The organism is Cedecea neteri (assembly GCF_000757825.1).
Taxonomy (GTDB): domain Bacteria; phylum Pseudomonadota; class Gammaproteobacteria; order Enterobacterales; family Enterobacteriaceae; genus Cedecea; species Cedecea selenatireducens.
Genome location: NZ_CP009451.1, coordinates 1,444,752 through 1,460,873 on the forward strand (window position 1 = coordinate 1,444,752; position 16,122 = coordinate 1,460,873).

Here is a 16,122-nt window from a genome sequence, read left to right on the forward strand (position 1 = left end):
CTGACTCTCCCTTAGGCCAGGCCAAACATACTCATGGTGTTATTCATCTGCGTCATAATGGACTGCAGCTGGGTGAACTGTTTCAGATAGCGGTTATAAGAGGTTTCATAGCGCGTCTGAATCTTGTCGGTTTTGGTGTCAATTTCTGACTGCTGGCGATCCAGAGTTTCCTGTCGCCCTTTCAGCAGCCCGTTAGAGGTATTGAGGTATTTATCCAGCGACTTATCCATGCTCTTAATCAGCCCGTTGTTGCCGTTGAACAGATCGTTCAGTCCTTGAGGATCGTTCTGCAGGGCCTTGTCGAGCTTGGTACTGTCGATAGATAAATTGCCGTCCCGGCCGGCGGTAATGCCGTAGTCGGTCATATTTTTGTCGCCGAAGGTCTGGCGCAGCAGGTTATTCAGATCCCTTTCCAGCGAGGCAATCCCGGCATCGCCGGCAAACGCGCCGCGATCTTTCCCGTCGCTGCCGCTGTTGGTCAGCTTGCCGAGTTCGGTTTTCAAGGTATTAAACGCATCCACAAAGCTCTGCATCTGCTCTTTGGTTGCGGTGTTGTCCACGCCGATATTAATGCGCAGCGGCTCATCGCCGGTTTTTTGCGCCTTCGTCAGCTCAATGGTGACGCCGTCGATAAGCTTATCGAGAGTATTTGAACTGCTTTCATAGACTTTGCCGCTCTCACCGAGCCTGAACTTTGCGTTTTGCGCGCTGGTTATCGTTTCCGACACGCTAAACTTTTGCGCGCTGGCGGCGTCCATTTTGCTGGTATCCAGCTCAACGATATTGTCGGCCCCACTTTCATCGCTGCTCAGCATCAGGCTGACTTTACCGTCGGTGCGAATCAGGGAGGCGGTTACCCCTGGCGCATCTTTATCGTTATTGGTATTGATCTTTTTGGTCAGGTCAGACATCGACTCCAGACCGTCCATCTCAACGTCCATCGACTTGCCGTTAATGGTGATAGTCATCGTGCCGGTCGCGTTCTTGATCGACTCGTCGGTCATGTCATCGAACGCAATCTGGTGGGCGGACGCCAGCTGCTCAACAAACAGGTTGTAAGTCCCCTTCTGAGCTTTGCTTCCCGCCGTTACGGTAGCTACGCCTTCAACGTTGGTCGTCGCCACGTTTTGCAGCATACCGCTGTCGGTTTTGTTCAGCCCGGTCAACGCCGTGCGGAAATCACTCATTGCGGTACGTAACGCCGTTAATGCGGCTTTTTGGGCGGTCAGAGAGCTGGTCTGTTTTTTCAGCGCCGTCTGCATGGCGGCGATGTCATAGCCCGCAAGCTGCGTGGCCAGGTTTTGAGGATCCAGGCTGGTCAAATCAGACATTTTTTATCTCCGGGAATGCGGGCACGTAGGGCTAGCCGAACGTAATATGCCATTACGTTAGCAAGTACCGTGCCAGTTTTTTATATCAATAAAATCAATAAATTAATTGATAAGGGGAAAGTGTATTTCCGCACAGGAGGAAACCGTTGCGCGGTCTTCAGATACAAAAACACCGCCCTAAAGCGGTGTTTTTTTGCCATCTCGCAAGCCTTAGCCCAGCAGAGACATCACCATGCCGGACATGCTGTTGGACTGCTTCAGCATCGACATGCTGGTCTGCGCCAGCATCTGGTTGCGGGTCATGGAAGACGCTTCGCTTGCGAAGTCGGCATCCTGAATGTTGCCCAGCGCCAGCTCGGTGTTATCTTTCATGTTGGCCAGGTTCGCGGCGGTGTGGCCCAGACGGTTGATGTTCGCCCCCAGCCCGGAACGCATTTCGCCCACAGCTTTCAGACCCGTTTCCAGAGAGGTCATCAGTGCCTTGGCGTTGGCCGCGTTCCCGGTACCGCTCAGCGTGGTGATAGCCGTAGTAATACCGCCCATACCACCAGATACACCGGTCAACTGCGTACCCAGATTCACCGTCATGCCTTCCCCGGTGCTGGCACCAATCTGGAAGTTCATGTCGGCGCTCAGCTTGCCGCCTGCACCAAACATCTTATCGCCACCGAAAGAGGTGTTGGTCATGATATTGCCCAGCTCTTTGTTCAGTTCATCCAGCTCGGCGTTGATCGCTTTACGATCGTCTGCGCTGTTGGTGTCGTTCGCAGACTGCGTGGCCAGGTCTTTCATGCGGTACATGATGTTGCTGACTTCATCGAACGCGCCTTCAGCGGTCTGCAGCATGGCGGTTGCGTCAGAGATGTTACGCTGAGCCACGGCCATACCGTTGCTCTGGCCCTGCAGGCGGGAAGCGATCTGCATACCTGCGGCATCATCGGCAGCAGAGTTGATGCGTTTGCCGGTACCCAGGCGTTCCATCGCGGTGGACAGCATGCTGTTGGATTTATTCAGCGCGTTGATGGAGGACATGGAGGAACCGCTGGTGAAAATAGATAATGACATAATGAATCTCCTTGATTCGGTAACTGTTACATAAGCTTCGTTACTGAATCAAAGCGTCACGCCGCGAAGAGAAATTAAATGATGAAGTGAAAAAAATGCATTTTTTTAGCCTACAAACAAAAACACCGCCCGAAGGCGGTGTTTTTCGTTTCATTCCGTGAGGTCTTAGCCCAGCAGAGACATCACCATGCCGGACATGCTGTTGGACTGCTTCAGCATCGACATGCTGGTCTGCGCCAGCATCTGGTTGCGGGTCATGGAAGAGGCTTCGGTCGCGAAGTCAGCATCCTGAATGTTACCCAGCGCCAGCTCGGTGTTATCTTTCATGTTCGCAAGGTTCGCGGCGGTGTGGCCCAGACGGTTGATGTTCGCCCCCAGCCCGGAACGCATTTCACCCACCTTTTTCAGACCCTCTTCCAGAGAAGTCATCAATGCTTTTGCGCTAGTCGCGGTGGTACCGCCGCTCAGGTTGGTAATAGCAGCAGTAATACCGCCCATACCGCTGGCCCCGGTAACGCCGGTCAGCTGCGTACCCAGATTGACGGTCATGCCTTCCCCGGTGCTGGCACCAATCTGGAAGTTCATGTCGGCGCTCAGCTTACCGGTTGCACCAAAGAGCTTATCGCCACCGAAAGAGGTGTTGGTCATGATATTTTCCAGCTCTTTGTTCAGTTCGCCCAGCTCGGCTTTGATCGCATTACGATCGTCTGCACTATTAGTGTCGTTCGCAGACTGCGTGGCCAGGTCCTTCATGCGGTACATGATGTTGCTGACTTCATCGAACGCGCCTTCAGCGGTCTGCAGCATGGCGGTTGCGTCAGAGATGTTACGCTGAGCCACGGCCATACCGTTGCTCTGGCCCTGCAGGCGGGAAGCGATCTGCATGCCTGCGGCATCGTCAGCGGCAGAGTTGATGCGTTTGCCGGTGCCCAGACGCTCCATGGCGGTGGACAGCATGCTGTTGGATTTATTCAGCGCGTTGATGGACGACATGGAAGAGCCGCTGGTGAAAATAGATAATGCCATTTTTTATTCTCCTTGATGAACCTGATTTTCAGTCTCCTGACTGTTGTATGGAGATAAAACGACACCTGCACTATTAAAATTAAATCTATTTTTATTTTTTACCTGCCCACATCCTCTTTATACAACAGGCAATGTCAGTGCATTAATAGTCATTCTCATTGGCAATAACAAAATATTAAAAGGGCAAATATTAAAAACCATAGCGACAAAATTAAGATAAATCTTAAATGAAGAAATCAATAAAAAATCACCTTCTATTTCTTTAAAAAAAAGGCCAATAACGTTAATAACACGCTCGAGTGAAAACATCGTTTTCACATCTAAAATCATCCATATAACATTCACCTCCTGCACTCATATTTATTAACTTCCCCTCATGTTATTTAATAATTCAGGCCGAGAATTGTCTTAAAACACATTGCGAATCACACTTTTATAGCGTAAAAAAGGGACCAGGAAGTTTTTCTTCCTGGTTCCGGTCTTAAAAACCACACTTTTTCTTCCGCTTTTTGACCGTTGAATCCGTCACAGGGCATAAGAACAGGCCGTTCTTCCGTTCCCTCCGCAGCGAGCGGCTGTTCAGTGATGAATACTAAATGGACTTAATGATGACGAATGTATTCGTGGCGCTCACGCATAAGCCTCACGATATCCGTTAATTATTACAGGAATGGCTGCAGCCAAAAAAAATGAATAAACGCTACTGCGCTGTGAATAACTGGCTGATTGATATTAGCTCCGGCTCGATCCTTCATTTAACCAGTGGGGAACGAAAACGCCTCGGAGAATATCAGTTAAAACTGCTGGATACGCTCATTCAACATGCCGGAGAAATTCTCACCAGAGAAGAGCTGACCACGCTTGTTTGGGAACGAAGAGTTATTGGCAATAATAGTTTGCCGAACGCCATTCATGCTTTACGCACGGCGCTTGAAGATGACGGAAAACAGCAAAAGATAATCAAAACCATACCTCGAAAAGGTTATTTGCTGGAAGCCGATTATTGTAATGTTATTGAAAAAGATGAAGAAGAAGTTCTTGATACTTCAGCCGATGCGCTGCTAAGCGAAGCCGTATTCTATGAAGACCCGGTCGTTCTGGAAGCCGACGTTGCGGAAGAAAAACTCGCGGGGCCGGAACCCGCTTTCGTTGTTGTTGAAAGCCCAAACGGCGTGCCGGTAAAAACTCGCGCTCGCTGGTGGCAGGGTTTTCCCTGGATGACCTCGCTGATGGTCGTCGTCGTACTTATCGCTGCCTTTTCGACGTGGCGCTATTTTGAGTTCAGCGATCATCGTCTGCAGTATGAAGAGCAGGAAAGCAACGTCTACAGCAATATTCGTCTCTACGAAATTGCCCCCTTAAGCCATGCAGTCAACAGTAAAGATCAGCTTTATAACAAGCTAAAAGGCACGCTTTACCAGATGAATTTGCTGCTTAAGAGTCAGTCTATCGTGATGGATGTGTATTACCAGAGCATCGATCAGACGCTCAATTACACCTTTTCGTTGAAAAGCAGCTGCGAAAATAAACAGTTGGCAATGGCAATCTACCACTGGCGCATCGATATCAGCCAGCTCAACAACTTAATCCTGCGTGAAACGCGAAGAAAACTGGGTGAAATGGAGGGCTGCAGCGTTGGCTAAATGGATCCTGAGTACCTTAATGACGTGCCTGATATTGAGCACGCTCGGTTTTTACAGCTGGTCTCAGAGCAACACGCCGCCCGGGCACCAGATTACCGTCGATGTCCAAATGGGCTTTTATGACCTGATGTCGCGGCGAAAAGAGGTTTATGACTCGCACATGGAGATGGTCAATAACACGATTTTAACGACCATCACCAGCCCGGACGATCCGCGTTTTATACTCAAAGGGAAGTTTACCCAAACCGACATGCGCCAGGGGCGGCAGTGGTTCTCATGGTCACCGATTTACTACAGCACCGCCAGCAAAGGGTTAATGATCGACGGTCTGGTAGACTTAATGATGAATATGGATGTCTGGATGCAGCCGCTAAAACTCAACGGGCAGCCGCTGGTGGTGGGCCAGAGCGGGATTATCTTCCTTTATCCATTGCAGTGATAATTTCCCTTTCAATTCGGCTATCTCTTAGTCACAAATACGCCCTCTGTATGATTGGCTAAGGTTCCGTTCACTTCCAGTCCTGTTTCATATGTCACTCCCGAACCGGTGAACGACTCGGGGAAGTCACCGTCACTTCCCCGAGACCCCGGACTCCCGGCCAAATAAATCGACCGCTAAAGCGGCAGACCTCCGTTTTATCTCCCAGTCCTGGGTCGGCTGAGACGCGTTCCCGACGCTCTCAGCCTCCGGCCGTTCCCGACGGCCGGACCCTGGCCAGTCGGAGAGAAAACGGAGGCGATTTAAGCCGGAACCGAGCCTCGCTTCTTATTTTTACCCTCACCCTAACCCTCTCCCTGGAAGGGAGAGGGAATAAAAAATGTTCTACGTTGGCTATTTTCCCCCTCTCCCTCTGGGAGAGGGCTGGGGTGAGGGTGGAATTGCTCCCCGGCTCTCATCGCCCCCGGTTATGACCCAACTCAGGCGGGGTTGAGCTGCCGGGAGCAGCGAAAGAGAGCGATCGTCGGGAACGAATCGCGAACGACCCCGAATGTTTGGGTGATAGCCGGTGGGTTTACCGCTTCAGCGGCGATGAGCTCGCCGGGCGCCGGGGCTGTCCGGGGGATGGCGTTATCCCCCGGACACGTTCACCGTTTTCGGAACGTGCAGGGGAAACAAATGTACGGGTGAACGGAATAACTGCGGCTCGAAAAATATCTCCAGGAAGATTCGAAAGGAAAATGTGACTAAGAGACAACGCCTTTCCAAGGAGAGGGTCGGAGTGAGAGCCCCACCCTACCCGAGTAAATTCTTCACCGTTGCTAGCTGCACGTTCGCCTGCGCGCCCAGCGCACGGTTAAGCGTGGAAAAACTGTCACCGCTTTTTTCCAGCACGTTGCCCAGCGCCCGCGCCGTTTCCTGCGCCTGCTGTGGGCTATACGGCGTGGCCATCTCATCAATACGGGAGCGAACGCGATCCTGATGCGCTCGCAGCTTGCCGCGCTGCATCGTTATCTGCTCCAGCGCCTGCTGCAGGCGTAACTGCCCGTCGCGGCTGCTGTCCGGACGCGCCGCCAGCTGCAGCAAATCTTCCTGCTGAGCCGTCTCAGGCTGAGCCGACAGCACGGTAAACGAATCTGACGGGAAATTATGCCCTTCACCGCGCACGCTAAGCTGCTGGCTGACCTGCTCCCAGCGGGACTCATCGACGCTGAAATTCACCTGCCCGCTTCTGTCGAGGCTGGCGTGAATGCCCATCCGGCCTAGCCCAATGTTAAGACGAGTCAAAACGGTACGCGGCGATCCTTCTGCGGGCAAGGCCACGGCGGCCAGCTCTCGCTTTGTGCCGCCTAGCATAAAGATCAGCGTTTCTCCGCCCGGCGCGCTCAGGACCTTCTCGCTGCCCGGCAAAGTGAAATTCACCTGCGACTGACTCTGCAGACGGACGTTGAACTGGCGGTCAACCGTCCCGCCGGAAAGCTGGGTTCGGCGCGCCAGCAGGCGTTCCAGTCCGGCAGCCTGCTCCTGGCCTTTTCCCTGGCTCGCCGCATGGCGCAGCTGCAGAAGCTGCGTTTCAGTGCTGGAAAGATAGCTGTCCGCCTGCTGAACAGCCGTCAGCTGCTGGTTAAGCTGAACGTTGTAGCGGAGTGGACGAGTAGACAACAGCGCCGCTTCAGGAAACGGGCTGCGGGATGACGTCTTCTCTTCCACCTGACGGCGCTGCACGGACTGCGGAGCATTGATATTGCCGCGGCTAAGCGCGGCGGCCTGGGAAGATGTTGTAGTGGCTAAACCAACCTGCATGGTTACATCACGCTAAACAGTGAGAGCTTACTGATCATGCTGTAAGCCTGGTTGGAAATCTGTACAGAATTCATATACAGCTGAAGGTTTACCGTCGCCGTAGCGGGGTCGCTGAAAGAGAGATCGCGTACCACCTGGTCGTTTGCCGCGCTGACGTCGGTATGCGCGTTGCTCAGCAGGGTTAAGCGGTTTTGTCGTCCCCCCACGTCGGTAAAGATCGCCGACACGTTATCCCGCGTGGCTTTGGCGGAATCCAGCATATCGGTGACCTCACTCTTATAATCCGCCGCCGGAATAGCCGGATCCTGCATTTTCTGCGACAGCGCTTTCAGCTTATTCAGCATGTCCAGATCGTCACTGCCGGAAGAGAAGGCGCTGGCAACGTTGGTGTTTTCCTTAATGTTTACGCCGTTCGCCACGGTCGTCTCGCGCGTGCCGTCGTTACCGGCAAACACAAAGGTCTTCGCCGCTGCATCCCACTGCACCGGTTTCGTGCCGGTTTTCGTACCGGAAAACAGATAGCTGCCGTTTTCATTTTGCGCATTCATCGACGCCACCAGCGAGTCCAGCATCGACTCAAGCTCCGCGCCGTAGCTCGCCATATCCTGCTGGCTGTTGGTGTCGTTGGCGGCGGCAAGCAGTTTGTCGTTCAGCGCCAGCAGCTGGTCGTTCATTGCCTGCAGGTGAGACTCCTGGCTTGCCAGCGTCCCGCTGATGCTGGTGATATTGCTCTGATATTGCTCAATTGCCGACTGCTCGCGGTTCAACTGCACCAGGCGGCTGGCGGCCACCGGGTCGTCCGACGGCACGTTAATTCGCTTCTGCGTAGAGAGCTGCTGCATCAGCTTGCTGATGCTCTCGCTGTTTTTGCCCAGCTGGCTGAGCATCTGCGAGGAGTTGTAAAGGCTACTGATTCGCATAGTGTTTATCTTAATCCTCGTTAGAACAGGTTAAGCAGATCGCTGAAGATCTGGTCGCCCGTGGCGATCACTTTCAGGTTGGCCTGGTAGGACTGCATGTAAATCTGCAGGTTGATCGCCTCTTCGTCCTCGTTGACCGCGCTGAGGTTGTCGCGCTGGTTCTGAGCCTGACTGGCCACTGCAATAGCGGCTTCCTGTTCGGTTTTGTTCTGCCGGCTGGCAATCCCGATGCGGGAAATAATCGCCGCAGCGCCCTCGTTGAGGCTCATGTTGCCCAGGCCGCCAATGTTCGTTTTGCTGTTTTTCAGGTCGATAAGAAGCTGCAGGTTATCGCCGTTGCCGGGCTCGCCCGCCGCGCCGGACAGCGCAATCTCATCGGGCTTCAGGTCGGTCACCTGCAGCATGCCCGCGCTGTTACTCGGGTCAAAAACAAACAGCGGCTTGCCCGGATTACCGTTGAGATCAAACCCCTGAGCCAGCTGATTGTTAAACAGATCTGCGACCGCTTCAGCCATGCCCTGAATCGCGCCCTGCATCTCTTTCAGCGTGGTCGTTTCATAGTCGTAGAGCGCGCCAAGCTGGCCGCCCGTCGAAGGATTGAGGCTGAATTCGCTGGTGGAAAACTTCAGGCTGAGGGTGCTGTTGCCGTTGGCATCCACGCCCGCTTTCATTTCACCTGCCGTTTTGCCGCTAACCAGCGGCTGCCCGCCCTTCAGGGCCACGGTGTAGCTCCCGCTGCCGTCTTCGGTAACCTTCACGTCCGCCAGCTCGCTGAGTTTTTTCACCAGCTCGTCACGCTGATCGCGAAGCACGCTGCTGTTGCCGCCGGTAGACTCCAGTTCGATGATTTTCTGGTTGTAGCTGGCAATACCGGAGCTTAGCGAGTTGATGCTTTCCACCGCCGCGTTACGCTGGGTGGAGAGTGAATTTTTCTGGCTAGTGATAAAGTCATTCATGCTGTTAAAACGCGTGGCCAGGGAGCTGGCCTGGTTTAACAGCTGCTGGCGCAGCGCCGGAGATTCTGGCTGCGTGGTCATCGCGCTCAGGGCGCCAAAAAACTCATCCAGCCCGTTACCCAGGCTTGTAGAATCGGTGCCAATCACCTCTTCCAGGGCACCAAGATACTGCTGTCCCGAAGTGAAATAGCTGGCCTTGGTGTTCGTCTGCCAGACCTGGTTCACCAGATACTGGTTGGAGATGCGGCGAATGCTGTCTACCTGCACGCCGTTTCCGGCGGACAGGCCAACCTGGCCCATCGGCCCAATAGCACTTTGCAGCATCCCCTGGCGGCTGTAGCCGGGCGTCAGCAGGTTAGCGATGTTCATCGAGGTGACGCTCATCCCCGTCTGGGCAGCCTGAATGCCGCTGTAGGCAATATTAATGATGCTCATGTTTTATGACTCCTGACCGCGACGCATCACGGGGATGACCGGGGTAGCTAATTCCGAGGGCTGCTGCGGTAAAGCGGCACTTTTTGCCTCGGCCTTAACTCCGGCGGGTACCAGCTGGGCAATAATCATCCCGGCAATGCCGGTGCTGCGCTGCGAAGCCAGCTCGGAGGCCAGCCGATCGTCGTAAAAATCTCGCATCATGCGCTGCTGCTTGCTGTTGAAAGGGCTGTCCTCGGCGGCCATCGCATCAGAGGCTTTGCGCATCTGCTGCATCATCGAGCGCAGAAACATCGCTTCAAACTGCTCGGCAGCCTGTTCAACATTTTGCGGTTTTACCTGCCCGGTCATATCGCCGGGCAGGACGGTTTGCTGCCGGTTAATCGGATTGATCATTTGGGTTCCTTAAATCACCACCAGCTCGGCATCCAGCGCACCGGCTTCATGCAGCGCCTGCAGAATCGCCATCGTGTCATCCGGCGCTGCGCCCAGGCTGTTAATGGTGCTCACGATGCTGCGAAGGCTGGTGCCCGCAGGAATGGTGACCATCTGGCCGCGCCCGCGATTCACGCTGACGTCACTTTCCGGCGTGACCACGGTACGCCCCTGGCTGAACGCGCCAGGCTGGCTGACGTTGCTGCTTTCACGGATGGTGACCGTCAGGTTGCCGTGAGAAACGGCGGCGGCCCGGACCACTACGCCATCACCGATAACCACGGTGCCGGTGCGAGCGTTAAATACTACGCGCGGAGGCTGTTTCCCGGCGTTTACCTGCACGTCTTCCAGCATCGACATAAACCTGACGCGCTCGCCCGGATCCATCGGCGCACGCACCGCCACGTTGGTCGCGCTTTGTGCGGTAGCCGTATTCGCCCCAAAGGTGCTGTTCAGCGCTACCGCCACGTTATTGGCAGTTTTAAAGCTTGGACGCTTGAGGTTAAGCATCACCTGGCTGTTGTCCTGAAAATCGGTTGGGATCTCGCGTTCGATAGAGCCGCCGTTCGGCACGCGCCCTACCGTAGGCGTATTCACGGTGACGCTGGAGCCGCTGTTTCCTTCCGCCTTCACGCCGCCAACGACCACGTTGCCCTGCGCCAGCGCATAGACTTCGCCGTCGGCCCCCCGGAGCTGAGTGAGCAGCAGCGTGCCGCCGCGCAGGCTCTTTGCGTCGCCAATCGAAGAAACGGTGACGTCAATCGACTGCCCGCGTGCATAGCCCGGCGGCAGCGTGGCGCTGATGGCGACCGCCGCAACATTTTTTACCTTCGGGTCGATTTTGGTCGGCAGCTGCACGCCAAACTGGCGCAGCATGTTGGTCACCGACTGGCTGGTAAATTTCACCTGGTTTTTATCGCCGGAGCCATCAAGGCCGACCACCAGGCTATAGCCCACCAGCTGGTTGCCGCGCACACCCTGGATATCCACGATGTTGCCCAGCGTCTCAGCCAGCGAGCAGGTGCTCCACAGGAGCGTGAGGAAAAGCGCTACGTTACGCATCATCGGCTCCGGTTAGATAGGGAACAGCGGGTGGTTGAAGATACGCGTCAGCCAGCCCGCCGCGTTCGAGTCGCTCAGCGCCCCACGGCCCGCATACGAAATACGTGCATTGGCGATGCGCTGGGAAGAAACGGTGTTATCACGCTCGACGTCATCGGCACGGATCAGGCCCGTGACGCGCATGTACTCGTCGCCCTGGTTAAGGGTGAGCCATTTTTCGCCACGCACCGCCAGCACGCCGTTGGGCAGCACTTTGAACACCGCAACGGTAATCGAACCGCGCAGGCTATTTTGCTGCTGGGAGCTGGCGTTGCCGTTGAAGTTACGCTCGCCGTCGACCGATCCGCTAAGCTTGTCAACCGAATGGCCGAACGCCTGCGGCACGCCGATCGTGACGTCGTTTTTCTTACCGAAGTTGGTTCGCGCTTGCTTACTGGCCTGGGTAGACTCATCGAGACGTACGGTCAGGATATCCCCCACGCGATAGGCGCGGCGGTCCTGGGTCAGCGACCAGTTATAGCCGCCGTTGTAGACGCCACCGCCCTGCACCGCCGTATCCGGCATAACAAAATCTTCCGGTGGCGCGAAGGCCGCATCGTCTTTATGCACCAGCAAAGCCGGGCTTTCGCACCCGGCCAACATCAAGGCCAGTAAACCGATAACACACTGCTTTTTCATGACTCTCTTCACTTCATTGACCCATCATCACATCGTCTGGGTGACAAACTTGAGCATATCGTCGGCGGCAGACACCATTTTGGCGTTCATTTCGTAGGCGCGCTGGACGGTAATCATGTCCACCATCTCCTCGACGACCTGCACGTTAGACCCTTCAAGCGATCCCTGCTCGAGCTGGCCAAACGCCTCTTCACCGGGGATGCCTTCCACCGCTTCACCGCTGGCGGTAGTTTCGCGATAGAGGTTGCCGCCCACCGCTTCGAGGCCAGCCGGATTGACGAAGTTCACCAGGGTAATCTGCCCCAGCTCAACCGGATCGGTTTCGCCACCAACCAGCGCCATCACCGTGCCGTCTTTGGCAATCTGAAGCTCTTTGGTATTGGCCGGCAGCTCAATTTGCGGCACCAGCGGCAGGCCAGCGGCGTTGGTGATCACCCCTTCCTGATTGCGCTGCAGGTTTCCAGCGCGGGTATAGGCGATTTCACCATCCGGCGTTTCCACCTGGAAGAATCCCTGGCCGGTGATAGCCACGTCCAGATCCTGCCCGGTGTTCTGGATGCTGCCGGTGGAGAACTCTTTCTGCGTACCGACGATTTTCACGCCGCTGCCGAACTGAATGCCGGTCGGGGCGGTGTTGTTCTGATCGAGCTGGCCGCCGGGTGCACGCTGGTTCTGATAAAACAGATCCGAGAACATCACGCGGTCGCGCTTAAACCCCGAGGTATTCACGTTGGCGAGGTTGTTGGAAATCGCGCCCATTTTGGCGTCCTGCGCCGCGAGCCCGGTTTTACTTATCCATAAAGCTGGATTCATCGTTCGTTATCCTTGTAATCAACTGCCGCGCAGCAGGCGATTGCCCGCCGTGGCCAGATCTTCCGCCGCTTTCATCATCTTGATCTGAGCTTCGAACTGACGGTTCAGCGCAATGCTCGACACCATCTCGCTGATGGCCGAAACGTTGGCGCTTTCCAGGTGCCCGGAGGCCACCATGACTTCTTCGTTGCGCGGATTGTTCAGCGCGTTAGTGACGAGGAACCCGGCGCTGTTTTTCTGCACCTGTCCGGCAGGAATATCCACCAGCTTGAGGCGATCGATTTCCACCGGTATGGCAGGGCCGCCGTCGTCCGGCACAATGCTTATCACCCCGTCCTGGGCAATAGCGATTTGTGAAAATGGCGGCAGCACGATAGGTCCGCCGTCCCCTTCCACCGGCAGGCCGTTAATCGTCAGGTCGCCTTCCGGACCAACGTCGATTTGCCCGTTGCGGGTATAGACTTCGCGATTACCGCTGCTGAGGGCTATCAGGCCGCTCCCGCGCAGGGCAACGTCGAGGTCACGGCCGGTCTGCTTCATCGCACCCGGCGTCATATCAACCCCGCCGTTGGTCGGCTGCACCAGATAGCGCGAGTCATACCCCGCGCCTTCAATCTGCTGCGCCAGAGCGCTTTCCAGATCGCTGCGAAATCCCTGGGTATTCACGTTCGCCAGGTTGTTGGCGTGGATCTGCTGCTGGGACAGGCTGCGGTTTGCGCCGCTGACGGCGGTGTAAATTAAGTGATCCATTACACGGCCTGGAACAGCGCGTTCATCATGCTGTCGTTGGTGCTGATAACCTTAGTGTTGGCCTGGTAATTACGCTGGGCGCTCATCAGCCCAACCAGTTCCGAGGTCAAATCAACGTTTGAGGCTTCCAGCGCACCGGCTTTAATGGCACCCAACAGGCCGCTGCCTGGCGCTCCGGTCAGCGGGGTTCCGGAAGCTGCGGTCTGCATCCAGGTGGTGCCATCCTGCGCGGCCAGGCCGTTAGGGTTAGCAAAGTTGGCTAAAATCAGCTGTCCCTGAAGCATGCGCTCGCCGTTGGAGAACGTGGCATACACCGAGCCATCTTCATCGATCTGCTGGCCGGTTTTCGAGCCGGAGGCATAGCCGTTGCCCTTGTTTTTGCTGACCGAGAAATCAGAGCCATACTGCGTGGTGCCGGTGTAGTTCAGGTCAACGGACAACGGCTGCGCGCCAGGAATATCAATGGTCAGATCCACGGCTCCATTGGGCGAACTCAAAATGCCCTGATCGCTGAAGGTCAAGGTTTGGCTCGCCGGATTGGTCATCGGCTGGTCGTCCATGTAGTAATGCACTTCCCTGGTGTTTTCGTCAGTTTTTACGAAATACTGGTTGATGGTGTGCTCGCGACCCAGCGAGTCATAGACCTGCGTCGCGTAGGTGTTGTTGTAGGAAGTGTTGTCTTTAGGATCGAAATTAGCCGTAACGGGCTTCTCCGCGCGGGCATCAAGGTTAGCGGTAAAATCTAAACCATCGGTAGGCTTCGCGGCGATCGAGCCGTTGCTGATGGTTAAATTGCCAACGCTGCCCACCTGCAGCACGCCGTTCGCGTCAACCGGGTAACCCTGCAGGTTCATGCCGGAACTGTTGATCAGATTACCGTTGCTGTCGGTGCCGAAATAGCCCGCACGGGTATAGGCCGTGGTGCCGGCAGTGTCGCGCACCACGAAGAAACCATTGCCGGAGATAGCCAGATCCAGGCCATTACCGGTGGCATTGATAGCCCCGCCACGGCTGATGCTCTGGGTCATGCCGGTCACCCCCACGCCGAGCGGCTGGCTTTGGGCGTACAGGGCAGCAAACTCCGCCCGGCCGGACTTAAACCCTACGGTGCCGGAGTTCGCGATGTTGTTAGAGATCGCATTCAGCTGTTCGGTGATGGCGTTAAGGCCGGAGGTCGCAATACTAAAGCTCATATCATGTCTTCCTGATTATTTCTGCTGGTCCTGACTCATGCCTTGCCGGCAGGGGCAGATTGTCCAAATTGGGTGATGTAGTTGTAGGCAATTTCGCCCAGGCCCGAAATGTTGAGCATGGTCGGGCTGCCGTCCAGCGGGATGCGCACGTTATTGACGATGCCGCCAATTTCGACCGGAACTTTTTCTTCCCCGGTGTCGGTCACCACGCTAAGCGTGTATTTCCCTTCCGCCAGCCCCAGCGCTTCAGGGTCGATAGCAAAATCCACCTGCCCGGCTTCCTGTTTGCCCAGCTCAATTTTCTGCTCGGTGCCGGCGGAATCCTTGACGATAACGGTAACCACGCCGGCAGCATGTTCCAGCGTCAGGCGGCCATTCACGGTCGTGGCGCCGTCGGAGGTAAAGCTGTCGCTCTGCACCATCACCTTCTGCCCGACCAGATTGCCGGTGCTCAGCGTTTGCAGGTTGTCCATCAGTACCGAGTTGTTGGCCATCAGCCTGGACATGGTTTCCATCGACTGCACCTGGGTCAGCTGCGCCAGCTGGCCGACATATTCGGTGCCGTCCGTCGGGTTGAGCGGATCCTGGTTCTGGATTTGCGCGACCAGCAGCTGCATAAACAGGCCGTTCATGCCCGCCGCGCTGCCGTTATTTGCCACGCCGCCGTCGCCGTTGGCGCTCAAGTTACTGGTGTCGTTATTCACGTTCATTTTCACACTTCTCCAAGGCGCAGCAGGCTTTGCTGCATGCTTTTCACGCTGTTAAGTACGTCAACGCTGGTTTCAAAACTGCGTGAGGCCGACATCATGTCCGCCATCTCTTCCACCACGTTCACGTCCGGGTAATAGACGTAGCCGCGGTCGTCGGCCATCGGGTGATTAGGTTCATAACGCTGCACCGCGTTACCGGTTTCCACCACGTCCATGACCTGCACTCTTGCCCCGGTCAGCGCCCGGTTGCCCATCAGCTCATCGTTTTGATAAACCGAGGCGAATACCGGGCGGCGTGCCTTGTAGACGCCATTCTCAGTCGCCGAGGGTGAGTCGGCGTTCGCCATGTTGCTGGCGATGGTGTTCAGGCGAACGGTCTGCGCCGTCATAGCCGAGCCTGAAACACGATAGATATTGTTAAATGCCATTTTGCATGGTTACCTGAGTTGGTTATTTCCCTTCGATAGCCTTTTTCAGGCCAACAAACTTCATGTTCAGAAACGCCAGGCTTGCCTGGTAGTCCTGCACATTTTTCGAAAACTCAGCCTGCTCCACGTCTAAGGCGACGGTGTTGCCATCGGAAGAAGGCTGATACGGCACGCGATATTTTTCCTGCGGCGAAGGGTCAGTTGAAAAACTCCACGCTGAACGTTGCATCTCCGCGGCAAAATCAATATCTTTAGCCTGGAAGTTTGGGGTGTCGACGTTAGCCAGGTTGGCGGATAGCAGCTCTGCTCGGGAAAGTCGAAGTGCTACTGCCTGCGGATGAACACCCAATGCTTTGTCAAAAGAAATACTCACAGCCCACATCCTCGTGATGAAAAACAACGGCAAAAAAATCGCTAACACATCCTTGTTTAGCAATT

Annotated in this window: 17 protein-coding genes; 2 read left to right on the top strand and 15 right to left on the bottom strand. The window is 55.5% G+C overall.

Annotated features, from left to right (window positions below; genetic code table 11):
* Positions 1–11 precede the first annotated feature (11 nt).
* The 3 genes from fliD to JT31_RS06600 form a co-directional block, all read right to left on the bottom strand.
* On the bottom strand, positions 12–1,331 hold the full coding sequence (fliD, locus tag JT31_RS06590; protein ID WP_038474829.1) for a flagellar filament capping protein FliD: 1,320 nt from the start codon (positions 1,329–1,331) through the stop codon (positions 12–14).
* Between the two features lie 210 nt (positions 1,332–1,541).
* Positions 1,542–2,396, bottom strand: coding sequence for a flagellin (locus JT31_RS06595; RefSeq protein ID WP_038474831.1), 855 nt, complete (start codon positions 2,394–2,396; stop codon positions 1,542–1,544).
* A gap of 165 nt (positions 2,397–2,561) precedes the next feature.
* Complete coding sequence (locus tag JT31_RS06600) at positions 2,562–3,422, bottom strand: flagellin (RefSeq protein WP_038474833.1); 861 nt, start codon at positions 3,420–3,422, stop codon at positions 2,562–2,564.
* A 689-nt stretch (positions 3,423–4,111) separates the two neighbouring features.
* Between JT31_RS06600 and JT31_RS06610 the strand changes: the two genes are divergently transcribed.
* Both JT31_RS06610 and JT31_RS06615 read left to right on the top strand, forming a co-directional pair.
* Positions 4,112–5,065 carry a transcriptional regulator gene (locus tag JT31_RS06610; protein ID WP_038474837.1) on the top strand — a complete coding sequence of 318 codons (954 nt, stop codon included), beginning with the start codon at positions 4,112–4,114 and terminating at the stop codon, positions 5,063–5,065.
* A gap of 19 nt (positions 5,066–5,084) precedes the next feature.
* Positions 5,085–5,504: a hypothetical protein gene (locus JT31_RS06615; protein ID WP_038482859.1), complete on the top strand. Its 420-nt coding sequence runs from the start codon at positions 5,085–5,087 to the stop codon at positions 5,502–5,504.
* A gap of 795 nt (positions 5,505–6,299) precedes the next feature.
* Here JT31_RS06615 and JT31_RS06620 read toward each other — a convergent pair.
* From JT31_RS06620 to flgB, 12 genes are read right to left on the bottom strand one after another with little or no spacing between them, the layout of a single operon-like run.
* Positions 6,300–7,307: a hypothetical protein gene (locus JT31_RS06620; RefSeq protein WP_038474839.1), complete on the bottom strand. Its 1,008-nt coding sequence runs from the start codon at positions 7,305–7,307 to the stop codon at positions 6,300–6,302.
* Positions 7,308–7,309: 2 nt separating this feature from the next.
* A complete protein-coding gene (flgL, locus tag JT31_RS06625; protein WP_071842937.1) occupies positions 7,310–8,227 on the bottom strand; it encodes a flagellar hook-associated protein FlgL in 918 nt (305 codons plus the stop codon).
* A gap of 20 nt (positions 8,228–8,247) precedes the next feature.
* Positions 8,248–9,618, bottom strand: coding sequence for a flagellar hook-associated protein FlgK (gene flgK / locus JT31_RS06630; protein ID WP_038474841.1), 1,371 nt, complete (start codon positions 9,616–9,618; stop codon positions 8,248–8,250).
* Positions 9,619–9,621: 3 nt separating this feature from the next.
* Complete coding sequence (locus tag JT31_RS06635) at positions 9,622–10,011, bottom strand: rod-binding protein (protein ID WP_038474843.1); 390 nt, start codon at positions 10,009–10,011, stop codon at positions 9,622–9,624.
* Between the two features lie 9 nt (positions 10,012–10,020).
* Positions 10,021–11,112, bottom strand: coding sequence for a flagellar basal body P-ring protein FlgI (locus tag JT31_RS06640; RefSeq protein WP_144244090.1), 1,092 nt, complete (start codon positions 11,110–11,112; stop codon positions 10,021–10,023).
* 12 nt (positions 11,113–11,124) lie between these two features.
* The gene (flgH, locus tag JT31_RS06645) at positions 11,125–11,790 is read right to left on the bottom strand and encodes a flagellar basal body L-ring protein FlgH (protein WP_038474847.1); all 666 of its coding nucleotides are present in this window, start codon (positions 11,788–11,790) and stop codon (positions 11,125–11,127) included.
* Between the two features lie 27 nt (positions 11,791–11,817).
* The gene (gene flgG, locus JT31_RS06650) at positions 11,818–12,603 is read right to left on the bottom strand and encodes a flagellar basal-body rod protein FlgG (protein ID WP_038474849.1); all 786 of its coding nucleotides are present in this window, start codon (positions 12,601–12,603) and stop codon (positions 11,818–11,820) included.
* Between the two features lie 18 nt (positions 12,604–12,621).
* On the bottom strand, positions 12,622–13,353 hold the full coding sequence (locus JT31_RS06655) for a flagellar basal body rod protein FlgF (protein WP_038474851.1): 732 nt from the start codon (positions 13,351–13,353) through the stop codon (positions 12,622–12,624).
* The gene (gene flgE / locus JT31_RS06660; protein WP_038474853.1) at positions 13,353–14,546 is read right to left on the bottom strand and encodes a flagellar hook protein FlgE; all 1,194 of its coding nucleotides are present in this window, start codon (positions 14,544–14,546) and stop codon (positions 13,353–13,355) included. The genes JT31_RS06655 and flgE overlap by 1 nt, the downstream gene beginning before the upstream one ends.
* A 35-nt stretch (positions 14,547–14,581) precedes the next feature.
* Positions 14,582–15,256, bottom strand: coding sequence for a flagellar hook assembly protein FlgD (gene flgD, locus JT31_RS06665; RefSeq protein ID WP_038474855.1), 675 nt, complete (start codon positions 15,254–15,256; stop codon positions 14,582–14,584).
* 2 nt (positions 15,257–15,258) lie between these two features.
* The gene (gene flgC / locus JT31_RS06670; RefSeq protein ID WP_038474857.1) at positions 15,259–15,684 is read right to left on the bottom strand and encodes a flagellar basal body rod protein FlgC; all 426 of its coding nucleotides are present in this window, start codon (positions 15,682–15,684) and stop codon (positions 15,259–15,261) included.
* A gap of 22 nt (positions 15,685–15,706) precedes the next feature.
* Positions 15,707–16,057, bottom strand: a complete 351-nt coding sequence (flgB, locus tag JT31_RS06675) for a flagellar biosynthesis protein FlgB (protein ID WP_038474859.1) — start codon at positions 16,055–16,057, stop codon at positions 15,707–15,709.
* Positions 16,058–16,122: the final 65 nt, after the last annotated feature.

Bases quoted from the DNA above. Each gene is read 5' to 3' on its own strand.
- fliD (WP_038474829.1), bottom strand. From the start codon at position 1,331: ATGTCTGATTTGACCAGCCTGGATCCTCAAAACCTGGCCACGCAGCTT.
- JT31_RS06595 (WP_038474831.1), bottom strand. From the start codon at position 2,396: ATGTCATTATCTATTTTCACCAGCGGTTCCTCCATGTCCTCCATCAAC.
- JT31_RS06600 (WP_038474833.1), bottom strand. From the start codon at position 3,422: ATGGCATTATCTATTTTCACCAGCGGCTCTTCCATGTCGTCCATCAAC.
- JT31_RS06610 (WP_038474837.1), top strand. From the start codon at position 4,112: ATGAATAAACGCTACTGCGCTGTGAATAACTGGCTGATTGATATTAGC.
- JT31_RS06615 (WP_038482859.1), top strand. From the start codon at position 5,085: ATGACGTGCCTGATATTGAGCACGCTCGGTTTTTACAGCTGGTCTCAG.
- JT31_RS06620 (WP_038474839.1), bottom strand. From the start codon at position 7,307: ATGCAGGTTGGTTTAGCCACTACAACATCTTCCCAGGCCGCCGCGCTT.
- flgL (WP_071842937.1), bottom strand. From the start codon at position 8,227: ATGCGAATCAGTAGCCTTTACAACTCCTCGCAGATGCTCAGCCAGCTG.
- flgK (WP_038474841.1), bottom strand. From the start codon at position 9,618: ATGAGCATCATTAATATTGCCTACAGCGGCATTCAGGCTGCCCAGACG.
- JT31_RS06635 (WP_038474843.1), bottom strand. From the start codon at position 10,011: ATGATCAATCCGATTAACCGGCAGCAAACCGTCCTGCCCGGCGATATG.
- JT31_RS06640 (WP_144244090.1), bottom strand. From the start codon at position 11,112: ATGCGTAACGTAGCGCTTTTCCTCACGCTCCTGTGGAGCACCTGCTCG.
- flgH (WP_038474847.1), bottom strand. From the start codon at position 11,790: ATGAAAAAGCAGTGTGTTATCGGTTTACTGGCCTTGATGTTGGCCGGG.
- flgG (WP_038474849.1), bottom strand. From the start codon at position 12,603: ATGAATCCAGCTTTATGGATAAGTAAAACCGGGCTCGCGGCGCAGGAC.
- JT31_RS06655 (WP_038474851.1), bottom strand. From the start codon at position 13,353: ATGGATCACTTAATTTACACCGCCGTCAGCGGCGCAAACCGCAGCCTG.
- flgE (WP_038474853.1), bottom strand. From the start codon at position 14,546: ATGAGCTTTAGTATTGCGACCTCCGGCCTTAACGCCATCACCGAACAG.
- flgD (WP_038474855.1), bottom strand. From the start codon at position 15,256: ATGAACGTGAATAACGACACCAGTAACTTGAGCGCCAACGGCGACGGC.
- flgC (WP_038474857.1), bottom strand. From the start codon at position 15,684: ATGGCATTTAACAATATCTATCGTGTTTCAGGCTCGGCTATGACGGCG.